Genomic DNA, 13,592 nt, shown 5'->3' on the forward strand with positions numbered 1-13,592 from the left:
CCGGGCCCGCCGCAGGCCGGCCAGTCCTGATGAAACAGGCCCTAATCAGCCAGCGGCAGCAGTGCCGGGTAGGAGACGACGTCCGGACCGACCCGGCAGCCGGTCAGATGGCCGCCGGCAACACCCAGTTCGCGCAGCCAGGCCACCTCGACGGTGTGGTCGCCGTCGGCCGGGAACTCCCGGTCCGCCGCGGCGAACCGCCGGTTCCGCAGCGCCGACCGCGCCGCGCCGGCCTGCGCGTACCGGGCGGTCAACCCCGTCGCGTCGGCGGACCGCAACGCGTCCGCCAGCTCATCCAGGAGTACGCGCACCTCGGCCAACTCGTCCAGCACCCGCGCCCGGTTGCCGAGCAGCATGTTGGCCGTCCGCTCGGCCGGCGTCCCGGCGACCCGGGTGCCATCGGAGAAGCTGCCCGCGGCCAGCGCCAACACCGCGTCACGCAGCGGCGACCGCTGCGTCGCACCGGCCAACGCGCCGGCCAGCAGGTGTGGAACGTGCGAGGCGAGCGCGGCCACCGAGTCGTGCGCGGCCGGGGACATCGGCACCACCCGGGCGCCGAACAACTCCACCAGGAGCCCGGCGAGCCAGCGGAAGGCGAGCGTCGCCGCGCCCGGCGCCGGGCAGAGCACCCAGGCGGCCCCGGCGAGCAGCGTCGAAGAGGCCGCCGCCAGGCCGGCGGACTCCGCGCCCGCCATCGGATGCCCGGGTACGAAACGCTCGGTGAGCCCGAGCCGGTCGGCAGCCTCGGCCACCTCGACCTTGGTGCTGCCCACGTCGGTGAGCACACAACCCGGCGCGGTCAGCTCGGCCACCTGCGCCAACGTCCGGGCAAGGGTGGGCAGCGGACCGCAGAGGAAGACCAGATCCCGACCGGCGACGGCCTCCTCGACGGCGTCCGGTGCCGACACACCGCACGACCGCATGCTCTCCCGGGTGGCCGGATCGGGATCCCAGCCCGCCACGTCGAGGCCCGCGTCGCGCAGCCGCAACAGCACCGAACCGCCGATCAGACCGGTGCCGACGACCGCCACCCGCGTCCGGGCGTACGCCCCGCCGGCCGCGGGTTTCCGGTCGTCCACCTCCGGGCCTGACCCGGCGGCCTCGCGGCGCTGGTCGCCCGTCTCGCGGCGCTGGTCGCCCGTCTCGCGGCGCTGGTCACTCGGTGGCGTGGCGGTACCGGCGTCCGGCGTCGGGACGGTCCTGCCGTCGGTCATCGCCGGACGCCCCGGTCAGGCCCGCAGCCGACCGGCGACCGCGGCGACGTGCTCGTCGGACTCGGTGAAAGCCACCCGCACGTACCGCTGGGCGGCGGGGCCGTAGAACGCGCCGGCCGCGACCAGGATGCCGCGCCGGGCCAGCCAGTCGACGGTCTGCCAGCAGTCCTCGTCGCGGGTGAGCCAGAGGTAGAGGCCCGCCTCCGAGTGCTCGATCGTGAAACCGGCCTCGGTGAACGCGGCGCTCAGCACCTCGCGCCGGGCACGGTAGCGCTCCCGCTGCTCGACGGCGTGCCCCTCGTCCTGCAGGGCGGCCACCATCGCGGCCTGCACCGGCGCGGGCACGATCATTCCAGCGTGCTTACGGACCTTCAGCAGCTCGGCGACGAGGGCCGGATCGCCGGCCACGAACCCGGCTCGGTAACCGGCGAGGTTGGACCGCTTGGAGAGCGAGTGCACGGCCAGCACACCGGTGTGGTCGCCACCGCAGACCTGCGGAGACAGCACCGAGACCGGCTCGGCCGACCAGCCCAGCGGCAGGTAACACTCGTCGCTGGCGACCACCGCGCCACGCTCCCGGGCCCAGTCGACGACCTTGCGCAGGTGCGCGGCGGGCAGTACCCGGCCGGTCGGGTTACCGGGCGAGTTGATCCAGACCAACCGGACCCGCGAGGTCGGCCCGACCGAGGTGAGCGAGTCGGCGCGGACCACGGTGGCGCCGGCCAGCCGGGCACCGTCCTCGTACGTCGGGTAGGCGATCGACGGCACGACGACCACGTCGCCCGGGCCGATGCCGAGCAGGGTGGGCAGCCAGGCGACCAGCTCCTTGGAGCCGATGGTCGGCAGCACACCGAGACCGTCGACGCCCGCGCCACAGGCCCTGGCCACCCACGCGGCGATCGCGTCGCGGAGCGCCGGGGTGCCGGCGGTCAGCGGGTAGCCCGGCGCGTCGGACGCGTCAGCCAGCGCCTGACGGATCACCGCCGGGACCGGATCGACCGGCGTACCCATGGAGAGGTTGATCAGGCCCTCCGGATGCGCCGCGGCCAGGGTGGCCGCGGCGTCCAGGGTGTCCCAGGTGAACTCGGGTAGCCGTGCCGAGACCGGCGCGGGCCGGTTCAGTGGCCCTCGCCGCGCGGCGGCTGCGCGGCGACGAAGGTCGCGTCCTTCTCCACCTTGCCAATCTTCGAGGCGCCTCCGGGCGAGCCCAGGTCCTCGAAGAACTCGTAGTTCGCGCCGGTGTAGTCCTTCCACTGCTCCGGGACGTCGTCCTCGTAGAAGATCGCCTCCACCGGGCAGACGGGCTCACAGGCACCACAGTCGACGCACTCGTCGGGGTGGATGTAGAGCATCCGGTTGCCCTCGTAAATGCAGTCGACCGGGCATTCCTCGATGCATGCCTTGTCGAGCACATCCACGCACGGCTCGGCGATGATGTAGGTCACCGGTCTTCTCCTCCGCAAGACGCGCCGCGATCTCCCGCGACGGTAAGAGCCTAGTATCTCGCCGGGGAGGGGGTCGATCGTGCTCCGACAGCAGGATGTGGGACATCGGATCGTAGTCCGGCGGATTGTGGGGATTCGCGAAGGCCGCCCGCTGTTCAGCGACGCCCTCGGCGAGCTGGTCGAGCTGAGCGAGACTCATCTCACCCTCGCCACGGCGCAAGGTCCGCTGCGCGTGCCGGTGGCGCAGGTGCACCGGGCGAAGCGGGTACCGCCGACCCGCCGGCCGACGGCCGCGGCGGTGGTGGCGCTGGAACGGGCCGCCAACGAGGCGTGGCCCGCCCCGACCCGAGGCCGACTCGGTGACTGGCTGCTGCGCTCGGCCGAGGGCTGGACCGGCCGGGCCAACTCGGCCCTGCCCATCGGCGATCCCGACCGGCCGTTGCCGGCGGCCGTGGACGCGGTCGAGCGCTGGTACGCCGAACGGGGTCAGCCCGCGATGATCAACACGCCGCTGCCGCTCGCCGCGCCGGTCGGCGCCGAGCTGGACGAGCGCGGTTGGACCACCCGCCCACCGACCCTCGTCCAGACCACGCCCCTGCCCCTCGACGCCCTCGCGCTCGGTGGGCCGGGCGCCGCGGTCGTCGAGGTGGTGACCGCGCCGAGCGAGGACTGGCTCGCCATCGCGGCCGGCCGCAAGGGCGGCCTACCGGATGCCGCCCGGCACGTGCTCACCGCCGTGGACCAGGTCCGCTTCGCCCACGGGTACGTCGACGGCGCGCTGGCGGCCATCGGCCGGGCAACGGTGACCGGCCAGGGCCGATGGCTGGGCCTCAGCCTGATCGAGGTGGTGCCGGCCGCCCGCCGGCAGGGGCTGGCCCGCCACGTGATCGGCGCGCTGGCCGCCTGGGGCGGATCGGCGGGCGCGACCCACGCGTTCCTCCAGGTGGAGCAGCGCAACACGCCAGCCATCGCCCTCTACCGAACGCTGGGCTTCACCACCCACCACACCTACCTGACGCGCGTCGCCCCGAGCTGACCCCCACTCGTCGATCTTGCACTTTCTGCGGCGACATAAAGGGCATCTGCCCTCATATCGACGACCGAAAGTGCAAGATCGACGCGAGGTTCTGGCTGGCGCGAGGCGCGAGGGCGTCAGCGGCGGACTACCCGGCGGGGCTTGGCGGCCTTGACCTCGGCGTACCGCTTGAGCTGCTGCGAGCGGTGGTCGAGACCGAGGGCGGTCGCCACCAGGTAGCCGCCCAGCGCGCCGAGGCCGGTGGCGAGCAGGTAGAGCCAGATCTGGGCGAAGAACGTCCCCGCGCCACCGGCGAACGGGCTGTGGCCGACGAGCAGCGGCCCGACCAACACGGTCAGGGCCATGGCGATCAACACCACGACCGTCACGTCGCCCGCCCAGACGGCCAGCGGCCGGGCGCGTCCCCAGCGAAAGGCGACCACGGCCAGGGTCAACCCGATCACCACGAACATCACCAGTGTGACCCGGTCGGCCGCAGCGTCGTCGCCGTCGAAACCGAATCGGGTGATCAGCCGGGCAACCACGTTGACCGCGAACAACGCTCCCGCGAGCACCCCGACATCACGCCACCGTCTGTCCATCGCACGACCTCCTGCCGTACGCCCCTCGTCGCGGGGCCGCTTCCCTGGCAGGAATATCTACCACTCGTAGCTGTGTGACGTCACCAGCCGCCGAGGGTGGACGGCGGGGCGAGGACCTGCCGGAAGCCCATCACGGCGAACGTCATCGCGCCGGCCACGATCATCGCCAGGCCGACCCAGTTGTCGCCGGCCAGCAGCAGGTCGCCCTCGGTGGTGCGGATGGCCGCCACCGCCATCAGGGCGAACCACGGCACCGCCGGCAGCGCCACCGCCCAGCGACGGCCGACCGTCTCGTGCGCGAACCAGCTCAGCAGGATGTTCGCGCCGACGGCGAGCAGCGCCGAGAAGCCGATGAGCTGCCCGCCGACCCGGACGGTGGCGAGTAGCAGCTCCAACACCCCGGTCACCACACCGGCCACCACCACGACGATCGCGCCGGCCACCCGTAGGCCCAGGTCCAGCAGACGCGGCGGCGGCCCCGCCGGCGGCGGGGCGTCCTCATCGTTCACGACCGACATCGGCGCGGCGGGCAACGTCACCGGAGACCGGCCGCCGCGACCGGGGAGCGGTCCGCGTCGGCCACGTCCGGCAGCCCGGCGAAGAGGTCTTCCTCCCAGCCGTACGGGCCGAAACCCGGCCCCTTCGCGCCGACGGCGAGGGTGAAGAACTCCACACCCATGAACTCGCCGCCGAAGTTGCCCGCGATCGAGTAGAGCCACGAGGTGGCCGGGATCTGGGTGCCGTGTGCCCGCATCGCCGCCTCCTTGGCCGCGTGCTGGTCGGTGCCGTCGATCCGGGCGGCGATCTGCTCGTCCGGAGTGCCGAAGGGCAGCTCGGCCAGGTCCTGGATGCCGGCGAACGGATTGTCCGAAGATTCGGCGAAGTGCGACATGCCGGCCTCCAGCACGCTGAGCGGCATGGCCGTCCAGTAGACCTTGGCCGGGGCGCAGCCCTCGAGAGCGGCCAGCTCGACGGCGCGCATCGCCACCCGGTGTGCCTGGATGTGGTCGGGGTGGCCGTAGAAGCCGTTCGGGTCGTAGGTGACCAGCACCTGCGGACGTACCTCTCGCATGATCTCCACCAGGTGCCCGGCGGCCTCGTCGAGGTCGGCCTGCCAGAAGGCCCGGGGGTGCTCGTTCGTCGCGAGGCCCATCATCCCCGAGTCGCGGTAACGACCGGCGCCGCCCAGGAAACGGTGGTCGGCGACGCCGAGCGCCGCGCAGGCGGCCGCCAGCTCCGCGATCCGGTACCCGCCGAGCTGGTCGGCCTCGGCGGCGGCGAGCTGCGCGAGCGCCGGTACGTGGATCTCGCCCTCCTCGCCGAGCGTGCAGGTCACCAACGTGACGTGCGCGCCGGCGGCGGCGTAGTGGGCCATGGTCGAGCCGGTGCCGATCGACTCGTCGTCAGGGTGCGCGTGGACCAGCAGCAGGCGGCGGTCGGGCAGCGTCGTCACGACGGTCACTCTAACCGGCGGTACGGTCCGGGAGTCGTTGGACGCGTCCGCCCAGGTCGGCCACATCACGCCCGGCGCGGCTCTACGATTTGGCCTGTGGACTTTCCGGAGCTGGCCGCCCGTACCCGCCGGTTCAGCCACGGCGCGCCCCGGGCTGTCTCCGTGGCCGCGGACGGCTCCCGGGTGATCTTCCTGCGCTCGGCCGGTCCGGAGGATCCGGCGGACGCGCTCTGGCTGCTGGACGTGGCGACCGGCGAGGAACAGCTCGTGGCCGACCCGGCGGCCCTGCTGGGCGACGACGGCGACGTCCGGGCGCTCACCCCCGGCGAGCGGGCGCTGCGGGAACGGCTCCGGCTCAGCGCCGCCGGCATCGGCTCGTACGCGTTGGACGCCGTCGGCCGGGTGGCCGTGTTCGCGCTGGCCGGCCGCCTGTTCCGGGCGGATCTGGTGCACGGCGACGTGGTGGAGGTGGCCACCGTCGGTCCGGTGCTGGACCCTCGACCCGATCCGACCGGCGAGCGCCTGGCCTACGTGACCGACGCGGCCGAGGGGGTACGCCGGGGTGAGCTGCGGGTGATCGACGCCGACGGCGCCGACACGCTGCTGGCCGGCGAGGACGCGGGCGTGAGCTGGGGGTTGGCCGAGCACATCGCGGCCGAGGAGTTCGGCCGGTACCGGGGCTACTGGTGGGCCCCGGACGGGCGCATGGTGCTTGCCGCCCGCGTGGACGAGTCCCGGCTGGACCGCTGGCACCTGCACGACCCGGCCGAGCCAGGCAGTCCGCCGACCGCCGTCGCGTACCCCCGGGCCGGCGGCCCCAACGCCGAAGTGAGCCTGCACCTGCTGGACCTCGACGACGGCTGGGTCGACGTGCACTGGGACCGGGAGACCTACCCGTACCTGACCGGGGTGAGCTGGGGTGAGGGCAGTCCGCTGATCACCGTGCTGCGCCGCTCGCAGCAGCACGGGCTGGTCCTCGCGGTGGATCCGCGTACCGGTGAGACGCAGGTCCACGCCGAGCTGGCCGACCCGCGCTGGGTGGAGCCGATCGCCGGTACCCCGGCGCACCTGCCCGACGGCCGGGTGCTGGTCGGGGGCGAGTTGGCCCACGACGGGTACGACGCGCGGTGCCTGTTCGCCGACGGCACGCTGCTCACCCCACCCTCGCTGTACGTGCGGCGGGTCGTCGGTCGACTGCCGGCCGTCAGCGGTCCCGCCGACCTGCTGGTGGAGGCGAGCGACGGCGAGCCCAGCGAGCGGCACCTGTTCCGGGTCCGTACGACGATCGGCGGCGGGGTGGACGCCCGGCGTATCACCACCGACTCGGGCTGGCACACCGCTGCTGTCGGCGGGGACGTGCTGGTGGTCGGGACGGCGTCGCTGGACCACGCCGGGGTGCGCTGGACCGTGTCGCGCGGCGGCCAGGAGCTGACCGAGCTGCGGTCGTTGGCCGCCGAGCCGCCGTACTCGCCGCTGCCGCTGCTGGAACGGGTGACCGACCGGCGGTTGCCGGCGGCGGTGCTCTACCCGGACAACCACGTGACCGGCCGGCGGCTACCGGTGCTGCTCGACATCTACGGCGGCCCGGGGCACCAGGAGGTGGTGGCGGCGCGGGCCGCGTGGTTGGAGCGGCAGTGGTGGGCCGACGCCGGGTTCGCCGTGGTCACGATCGACAACCGGGGTACGCCGGGAGTGGCCCCCTCGTTCGAGAAGGCGATCCACCGACGGTTGGCCGACGTGATCCTGACCGACCAGATCGACGCGCTGACCGCGCTCGCCGGCAAGCACCCGGACCTGGACCTCGGTCGGGTGGCCATCCGCGGCTGGTCGTTCGGCGGGTGGCTGGCCGGGTTGGCGGTGCTGCGTCACCCGGAGCTGTTCAAGTGCGGCATCGCCGGCGCCCCGGTGACCGACTGGGCGTTGTACGACACCGCGTACACCGAGCGGTATCTCGGCCTGCCGGAGGACGGCATGGACGTGTACGCGCACCACTCGCTCATCGAGTTGGCCGCCGAGCCGGTCACCGGCCCGGACCAGGCCCGCCCGTTGCTGCTGGTGCACGGTCTGGTCGACGACAACGTGGTGGCCGCGCACACGCTGCGACTGTCGGCGGCGCTGCTGTCCACCGGCCGGCCGCACGCCGTGCTGCCGCTGACCGGCGCCACCCACATGGCCGCGAACGGCACCGCCGAGCGGCTGCTCCCGCTGGAACTGGAATTCCTGCGTACGCATCTGCGCTGAGCGGCATTCCGCACATCGAGCCCACGGCCGCATGCCATGCTGATCGAAGGCGGGACCCGACGGCGCAATTTCCGGGGTGATACCGCGTTTCGCTATCCCGAAAGGAATCCAGGATGGTTGGCATCGCCCAGAAACCCTCGGTCGCCGCCGTCCAGGAGGGCGAATTTCCCGTCACGCACTTCCGAACCGCGACCGTGAACGGGATCGACATCTTCTACCGCGAGGCCGGGCCGGCCGACGGTCCCGCGGTCCTGCTGCTACACGGCTTTCCCACGGCGTCCTCGCAGTTCCGCCACCTGATTCCCCTGCTCGCGGACCGGTACCGGGTGATCGCGCCGGACCTCCCGGGTTTCGGCCACAGCGCCAGCCCGGACCGGTCGACGTTCGACTACACGTTCGCCAACTTCGCCGACCTGATGCACGGCCTGATCGACCAGCTCGGCGTGGACCGTTACGCGCTCTACTGTTTCGACTACGGAGCGCCGACCGGATACCGGCTGGCCCTCAAAGGGCCCGAGCGGATCAGCGCGCTCATCGTGCAGAACGGCAACGCGTACGAGGAGGGCCTGAGCGAATTCTGGAATCCGATCAAGGCCTACTGGGCGGAGAAGACCGACGAACGCCGACAGGCGATCGCGTTCATCCTCAGTTCCGACGCGGTGCGGTCGCAGTACACCCAGGGGGTGCGGGACCTCAGCCGGCTCGACCCCGACCGGTGGATCCACGACGAGACGCAGCTCGCCCGCCCCGGGAACGCGGACATCCAACTCGACCTGTTCTACGACTACGGCAGCAACGTCGCGCTGTACCCCGAGTTCCAGGCCTTCTTCCGCGACCACCAGCCACCGACGCTGGTGATCTGGGGCAAGAACGACATCGTCTTCCCGCCCGATGGCGCCCACCCCTATCAGCGTGACCTGCCGTCGGCCGAGTTCCACCTGATCGACACCGGCCACTTCCTGCTGGAGGACAAGCTCGACGTCGCCGCGCCGATGATCCACGACTTCCTCGACCGCTCGATCGGTCGCTCCTGACCCGCAGTGGTGACGACGCCGCAGGGCCCCTTTTAGACAGCGCTGTCTAAAAGGGGCCCTGCCCGCTCAGCAGTGGATCCGCGCGGGTGGTGGCGCGGACTGCGGTCAGCCCTTGGGGCTGGGGCCGAAACGGTTCGCACCCGGCGTGCTGTCCTGCACGAAGAACACGATCAGGACGATGGCGCCGATGAGCGGGATCAGGGCGATCAGCAGCCACCACCCCGTCTTGTCGGTGTCGTGCAGGCGTCGTACCGCGACGGCCAGCGTCGGCAGCAGCAGCGCCAGGGAGACGACGAGGCCGATGAAGCCGCTCGACGAACCGTCCACGAAGTTCAGTCCCAGCGCGCTGTCCAGGACGGAGGTGACAATGCTGACAAGGACAGTGAACAGGGCGAACCACCAGTACTCGGACCGGCGGGCCCGACCCGCGAAGCCGACGTACTGACTGAGAACCGATTTGATCGCGGCATTGAAGGACACAGCTATCTCCCGTTGGGTGAGGGGCTTGCAAGCTCAACGCGGAGGCAGCCAAGCAGATCGATCTGGCGGGGGCAACGGCCGAGCGGCCGGATAGCGGTAGCTACAGCGCCTGACTGTCGGCGGTATCGGCGGCTACAGGCTCCCCGACTCCGGCCAGTGGGACCAGTGTGTGTTCGGGTGCGCTCTCGGCGCGTAGAGCGTGCGATCGCCGGTCGCCAGGACATCGGCGATCTGGCGGAACGTCTCGGACTGGCTCGGACGTGAGCCACCGGCCAGGTCAGGGTGGTGCCATTCGTCCAGCCGCAGAACCTCGGGCAGGTCGACGGGGACTCGGCGTCGCAGTTCCCGTTCGTCCGCCAGGAGAAGCTCGCGGTGACGCGGAACAAGCCGACGCAGTACGTCGATGAGATCCTCACCTGATTCGGCGGCAACGGCGATGTCCTGACCGCGAAGCACCAAGGGCCCTCCCCGGTAGGTCTCCGGCTCCTCCGAATCCTCTATCTCGTCCCAGTTGTCGACCCGATCGAGAAAGTCGCCGTTGTCGGTGCCAGGTTCGCCGCTGGTCAGGCAGTTGCCGAACACGAAGAGCACGTCGGTGAGGTTGCCGGCCCGTGGCGAGTAGCCGATCGTCTCGACGATGAGAGCCCATCGCCCCGCGTCCCGATATCCGTGCAGCCGAGCGTCGACGGCGTAGGAGTAGCCATTGTCGAGGTCCGGAAACCGGAACTCTTCGGCTGCGGCGTCGAGCTGTTCGAGGATGTCGGTCGAGCGCACAGCCGAGCACTGTAGTGCCTAACGCGGTGACCGTGGAACAGACCGATCCCGCCGGCTACTACCGCGGAGCCCGTTACCACGGCGCCATCCAGCTTCTGGTGGAACCGACGGGCAGGCGGATGGCCGGAAAATGGGTCGGATTCGGCAAGGACATGGACGTCAACACCGGCCCATGGGAACTGACCTTTCGCGATGCCTCCACCTCGAAGGCGACGCTCGACCGGTACAACACGTCACCCGAATAGGGCTGCCCTCTTGTGGTCAGGCGCGAGGCTTGGCGAGCGCTCTGCTGAACAGGGCGAGGTAGCTGTCGTGGGCCAGGCACAGTCCGCCGAGCTCGTCTTCGGTGAACCAGCCGATGGCGTCGTGTTCGTCGGGCGCGGCGTTGACCGGGGACCCCTGCCACGCCTCGACCAGCCAGATCTGCATGTCGAACGTGTCGGTGTGCACCTCGTGCATCGGAGACGCCGAGGGTGCCGTGATGTCGATGCCCACCTCCTCCCGAAGCTCCCGGGCGAGCGCCTCGCCCGGTAGTTCCCCGGGCTCGACATGCCCGCCGGGCATGTCCCAGACGTCGGGGTACCACCGACGCCGCGGAGAGCGGTGACACAGCAGCACCCGGTTCCCGTCGCGCAACAGGCCGGCGACGATGCGTGCCTTGGCAGAGCTGTCCACGGTGTTCGACACGGCCATATCGTGCCGCCTGTCGCGGCTCAGCGATGCCCCGCGCCCCGCGCCCCACCCCGCCCCGCGCCGCCCCGCCCCGCCCCGCCCCGCGCCGCGCCGCGCCGCGCCAAGATCCTCACAACATCCCCGATGTTGCTGCCTCAGGGTCTCCGCAGGCAGCAACATCAGGGTTGTTGCTGCTTCAGAGGCTCGGCACACAGCAACATCAGGGTTGTTGCTGCCTCAGGGGCTCGGCTGGCACCACCGTCGGCGTCGTTGCTGGGGCGATCAGGGGAGATCGCGCCGACTCGGCGGCCAGCGGTCGGCGCGCCAGTCGTTCCAGGTCGCGAAACCGGCCGGTGGGTCGTCGACAGGTTCGGAGCCGTCGAGTTCGCCTGGCGTCGGGATGTCCATGCGGGCGGCCCAGTCGGCGAGTTCCTCGTCGGACATCGGCCATGTCGTGTGGGGCGCGTCCGCCTGGCGCTGATCCAGCCGCACACGCTGCTCGGCCGGGGTGAGTTCGAAGTAGCGCAGCTCCACCCGCGCGCCGAGGTCGGCCGCGGCCTGCCGCAGGGCGGAACGCTCGTCCCGACTCCAGAGGCCGAAGTCGATCACCACATTGGTGCCGAGTTCGAGGGCGCGCAGCCCGATCTCGATGAGTCGTCCCTCGATCACGTCCGAGGCCGCAGGCGGATTCTCGACCCCGTAGAGGGCCTTCACCCACTCGTCCTTGGTCAGCCGAAGCGCCTTCTGCTCGACCTCGATCCGGCGCGCGGCAGTGGTCTTTCCGGTACACGGGAGCCCCACCGTCAGGAACAGTGTCGGTCGCGTCAGCACGGATGCCATCCGCTCAGCATGCCCGGATCTGCCAGGTTGGCAGCGGGCATCGTCGTTGTGCACGATGACGTCGGCGTGCTGCTGTTCAAGCTCCACCTGCTCGCTCATACCCGAGTCCCCCGGCCGGGCCATCGCCGACTGTCGACCTCAGGCCAGGTTCGCACAAGTCCGCCGGAGAGCCGAGCACAATTCAGTCGAGCCAGCAGATCACCGCGTCGCCGTCACTGGCGGCCGCGGCGAAGAAGGTCTGGACGCCGGGCAGATAGTGGGCCACCCACGCCAGTTCGCCGGGCTCTTCCCAGGTGTGTGGGTAGACCTCGGCCAACTTCAACTCCTGGGGGTCGACACCCCCGATCAGGTTCTCCTGGGTGAGCGCGGCCAGGTGCGAGGCCGCGACCGTCACCTGCGACGGGGTGAGGTAGGAGGGCGGCCCGTAGCCCCAGTCGTCTTCGAGGTTTTCCAGGAAGTCGAACATCTCGTCGCTGTCGGGTTCGACGTCCGGCAACTCCACAAAGCTCTCCGCGCCGAGGACCAGCGGAACCTCGAAGCCGAGCCGGTCGAGGAGGAAGTCGAGCCCGTGCCACGCCCTGTCGGTGCCGGCCCAGCGTCCGGAGTTGTCGTCCCGCGCGCTCATGGCGTGCTCGTAGGCCCAGCCGAGGTCCCCCTTGGCCCGCTCCAATTCGTCTGGCGAGACGCGCAACCAGTTGCCGTTCATGCTCACGCCGCCAAACCTAGATCCCGGCTACGACAGGACTCGCGCCGGCTCACCTCGGGTTCAGGAAAGTGGGCTGTCGGGGCGGCCGGAACACCCCGATTTTCTGGAAATCGAGTCGATCAAGGGGCCGAGACGGCAAAGGGCCCCTCCCCACAACCTCTGCCGCGAAGGGCTCGTCACGAATGGCGAGATCGGTTACGGTCTCTGCAACAAACGCATGTGACGACGCGGGGGCCACCCTGACCGTTGAACCGGCGCCTGCCGAGCCGGCCGTCACATCACGGGAGGACAACGTGTCGGATTATCCGAAGATGATCGTCCCGGTCGACCACATTGAGCCGGTGCCTCGCCGGATCCGGGCCTTCCTCGGCGGCGAGCAGGTACTCGAAACCACGCGGGCGTTGTACGTGTGGGAATGGCCGTTCTTCCCGCAGTACTACATCCCCGTCGACGACGTGGATCGCAACCTGTTGATCGAGGGCCAGCACACCGAGGCGTCCCGGCGCGGGACCGCGCGGCTGCTCGGGCTGCAGGTTGGCGAGACGATCCGTCCTTCGTGCGGGCGGTTGTACGGAGATGACGCGCTGGCCGGGTTGGCGAACACGATCCGGTTCGACTGGGCAGCCATGGATGCCTGGTTCGAGGAGGACGAAGAGGTCTTCGTGCACCCCCGGAACCCGTTCTCGCGGGTGGACGCGGTGCGTTCCACCCGCAGCGTCAGGGTGGAACTGGAAGGGGTCGTCCTGGCCGAGTCGACATCGCCCGTGATGGTCTTCGAAACCGGTCTACCGCCCCGCTATTACCTCAACCGGACCGATGTGAACTTCACACACCTCGTGGCGTCGGCGACGAGGACCGCCTGCCCGTACAAGGGCCAGACCAGCGACTACTGGTCCGTCCGTCTCGATGACCAGACCCACCCGGACCTGGCCTGGTCGTACGACTTCCCGACCGCCGCACTCCTGCCGATCGCCGGCCTGATCGCCTTCTACAACGAAAAGGTCGATCTCTTCGTCGACGGCGAGCGACTGAGCCGGCCGGCAACGCCCTTCCACTGAACCAACCGCACGCCCTGGCACCGCGTCGAACCGGATTCCCGGTGTACGGATGCCCAGC

At 70.8% G+C, this 13,592-nt stretch carries 15 protein-coding genes and 1 pseudogene; 5 read left to right on the forward strand and 11 right to left on the reverse strand.

The annotated features are described in order from the left end of the window. Positions 1–41: 41 nt before the first annotated feature. The 3 genes from ACIBTX_RS19575 to fdxA are packed head-to-tail and all read right to left on the reverse strand — an operon-like array spanning position 42 to position 2,659. Positions 42–1,214 carry a prephenate dehydrogenase/arogenate dehydrogenase family protein gene (locus ACIBTX_RS19575; protein WP_357175390.1) on the reverse strand — a complete coding sequence of 391 codons (1,173 nt, stop codon included), beginning with the start codon at positions 1,212–1,214 and terminating at the stop codon, positions 42–44. A 15-nt stretch (positions 1,215–1,229) separates the two neighbouring features. Next, positions 1,230–2,336, reverse strand: coding sequence for a succinyldiaminopimelate transaminase (gene dapC, locus ACIBTX_RS19580; RefSeq protein WP_357175446.1), 1,107 nt, complete (start codon positions 2,334–2,336; stop codon positions 1,230–1,232). After that, on the reverse strand, positions 2,333–2,659 hold the full coding sequence (fdxA, locus tag ACIBTX_RS19585) for a ferredoxin (protein WP_007464872.1): 327 nt from the start codon (positions 2,657–2,659) through the stop codon (positions 2,333–2,335). The genes dapC and fdxA overlap by 4 nt, the downstream gene beginning before the upstream one ends. A gap of 79 nt (positions 2,660–2,738) precedes the next feature. Between fdxA and ACIBTX_RS19590 the strand changes: the two genes are divergently transcribed. Next, entirely contained in the window at positions 2,739–3,695 is a 957-nt protein-coding gene (locus tag ACIBTX_RS19590; protein ID WP_357126046.1) for a GNAT family N-acetyltransferase, read from the forward strand. A 116-nt stretch (positions 3,696–3,811) separates the two neighbouring features. On the opposite strand, the gene ACIBTX_RS19595 is transcribed toward ACIBTX_RS19590, so the two are convergent. The 3 genes from ACIBTX_RS19595 to mshB form a co-directional block, all read right to left on the reverse strand. Continuing rightward, positions 3,812–4,276 (reverse strand): hypothetical protein, encoded by a 465-nt coding sequence (locus tag ACIBTX_RS19595; RefSeq protein WP_357175393.1) that lies wholly within the window; start codon positions 4,274–4,276, stop codon positions 3,812–3,814. Between the two features lie 80 nt (positions 4,277–4,356). Beyond that, positions 4,357–4,794, reverse strand: a complete 438-nt coding sequence (locus ACIBTX_RS19600; RefSeq protein ID WP_357126051.1) for a hypothetical protein — start codon at positions 4,792–4,794, stop codon at positions 4,357–4,359. A 17-nt stretch (positions 4,795–4,811) separates the two neighbouring features. Beyond that, positions 4,812–5,738: an N-acetyl-1-D-myo-inositol-2-amino-2-deoxy-alpha-D-glucopyranoside deacetylase gene (mshB, locus tag ACIBTX_RS19605; protein ID WP_357175399.1), complete on the reverse strand. Its 927-nt coding sequence runs from the start codon at positions 5,736–5,738 to the stop codon at positions 4,812–4,814. An 87-nt stretch (positions 5,739–5,825) separates the two neighbouring features. Between mshB and ACIBTX_RS19610 the strand changes: the two genes are divergently transcribed. Together ACIBTX_RS19610 and ACIBTX_RS19615 are read left to right on the forward strand one after the other, a co-directional pair. Then, positions 5,826–7,970, forward strand: a complete 2,145-nt coding sequence (locus tag ACIBTX_RS19610) for a prolyl oligopeptidase family serine peptidase (protein WP_357126057.1) — start codon at positions 5,826–5,828, stop codon at positions 7,968–7,970. Between the two features lie 113 nt (positions 7,971–8,083). Next, the gene (locus ACIBTX_RS19615; RefSeq protein ID WP_357126060.1) at positions 8,084–9,004 is read left to right on the forward strand and encodes an alpha/beta hydrolase; all 921 of its coding nucleotides are present in this window, start codon (positions 8,084–8,086) and stop codon (positions 9,002–9,004) included. 105 nt (positions 9,005–9,109) lie between these two features. Here ACIBTX_RS19615 and ACIBTX_RS19620 read toward each other — a convergent pair whose 3' ends face one another. After that, the gene (locus tag ACIBTX_RS19620) at positions 9,110–9,484 is read right to left on the reverse strand and encodes a DUF805 domain-containing protein (protein WP_357126063.1); all 375 of its coding nucleotides are present in this window, start codon (positions 9,482–9,484) and stop codon (positions 9,110–9,112) included. A 132-nt stretch (positions 9,485–9,616) separates the two neighbouring features. Continuing rightward, complete coding sequence (locus tag ACIBTX_RS19625) at positions 9,617–10,258, reverse strand: DUF7003 family protein (RefSeq protein ID WP_357126066.1); 642 nt, start codon at positions 10,256–10,258, stop codon at positions 9,617–9,619. On the opposite strand from ACIBTX_RS19625, the pseudogene ACIBTX_RS19630 reads away from it, so the two are divergent. Then, positions 10,225–10,503, forward strand: a pseudogene (locus ACIBTX_RS19630) (XRE family transcriptional regulator); the annotation flags it as partial. The gene ACIBTX_RS19625 and the pseudogene ACIBTX_RS19630 sit on opposite strands and share 34 nt — an antisense overlap. Positions 10,504–10,519: 16 nt before the next feature. Here the strand turns inward: ACIBTX_RS19630 and ACIBTX_RS19635 are convergent. The 3 genes from ACIBTX_RS19635 to ACIBTX_RS19645 form a co-directional block, all read right to left on the reverse strand. Further along, positions 10,520–10,945 carry an NUDIX hydrolase gene (locus tag ACIBTX_RS19635; protein ID WP_357126069.1) on the reverse strand — a complete coding sequence of 142 codons (426 nt, stop codon included), beginning with the start codon at positions 10,943–10,945 and terminating at the stop codon, positions 10,520–10,522. Positions 10,946–11,212: 267 nt separating this feature from the next. Continuing rightward, positions 11,213–11,869, reverse strand: a complete 657-nt coding sequence (locus tag ACIBTX_RS19640; protein WP_357392361.1) for an ATP-binding protein — start codon at positions 11,867–11,869, stop codon at positions 11,213–11,215. 82 nt (positions 11,870–11,951) lie between these two features. Then, entirely contained in the window at positions 11,952–12,476 is a 525-nt protein-coding gene (locus ACIBTX_RS19645; RefSeq protein WP_357392370.1) for a YfbM family protein, read from the reverse strand. 293 nt (positions 12,477–12,769) lie between these two features. On the opposite strand from ACIBTX_RS19645, the gene ACIBTX_RS19650 reads away from it, so the two are divergent. Then, entirely contained in the window at positions 12,770–13,534 is a 765-nt protein-coding gene (locus ACIBTX_RS19650; protein ID WP_357126075.1) for a DUF427 domain-containing protein, read from the forward strand. The last annotated feature ends 58 nt before the right edge of the window (positions 13,535–13,592 follow it).

Origin of the sequence: Micromonospora sp. NPDC049359, assembly GCF_044466585.1 — a bacterium.
Lineage (GTDB): Bacteria > Actinomycetota > Actinomycetes > Mycobacteriales > Micromonosporaceae > Micromonospora.

Bases quoted from the DNA above. Each gene is read 5' to 3' on its own strand.
- ACIBTX_RS19575 (WP_357175390.1), bottom strand. From the start codon at position 1,214: ATGACCGACGGCAGGACCGTCCCGACGCCGGACGCCGGTACCGCCACG.
- ACIBTX_RS19595 (WP_357175393.1), bottom strand. From the start codon at position 4,276: ATGGACAGACGGTGGCGTGATGTCGGGGTGCTCGCGGGAGCGTTGTTC.
- ACIBTX_RS19600 (WP_357126051.1), bottom strand. From the start codon at position 4,794: ATGTCGGTCGTGAACGATGAGGACGCCCCGCCGCCGGCGGGGCCGCCG.
- ACIBTX_RS19615 (WP_357126060.1), top strand. From the start codon at position 8,084: ATGGTTGGCATCGCCCAGAAACCCTCGGTCGCCGCCGTCCAGGAGGGC.
- ACIBTX_RS19640 (WP_357392361.1), bottom strand. From the start codon at position 11,869: ATGAGCGAGCAGGTGGAGCTTGAACAGCAGCACGCCGACGTCATCGTG.
- ACIBTX_RS19645 (WP_357392370.1), bottom strand. From the start codon at position 12,476: ATGAACGGCAACTGGTTGCGCGTCTCGCCAGACGAATTGGAGCGGGCC.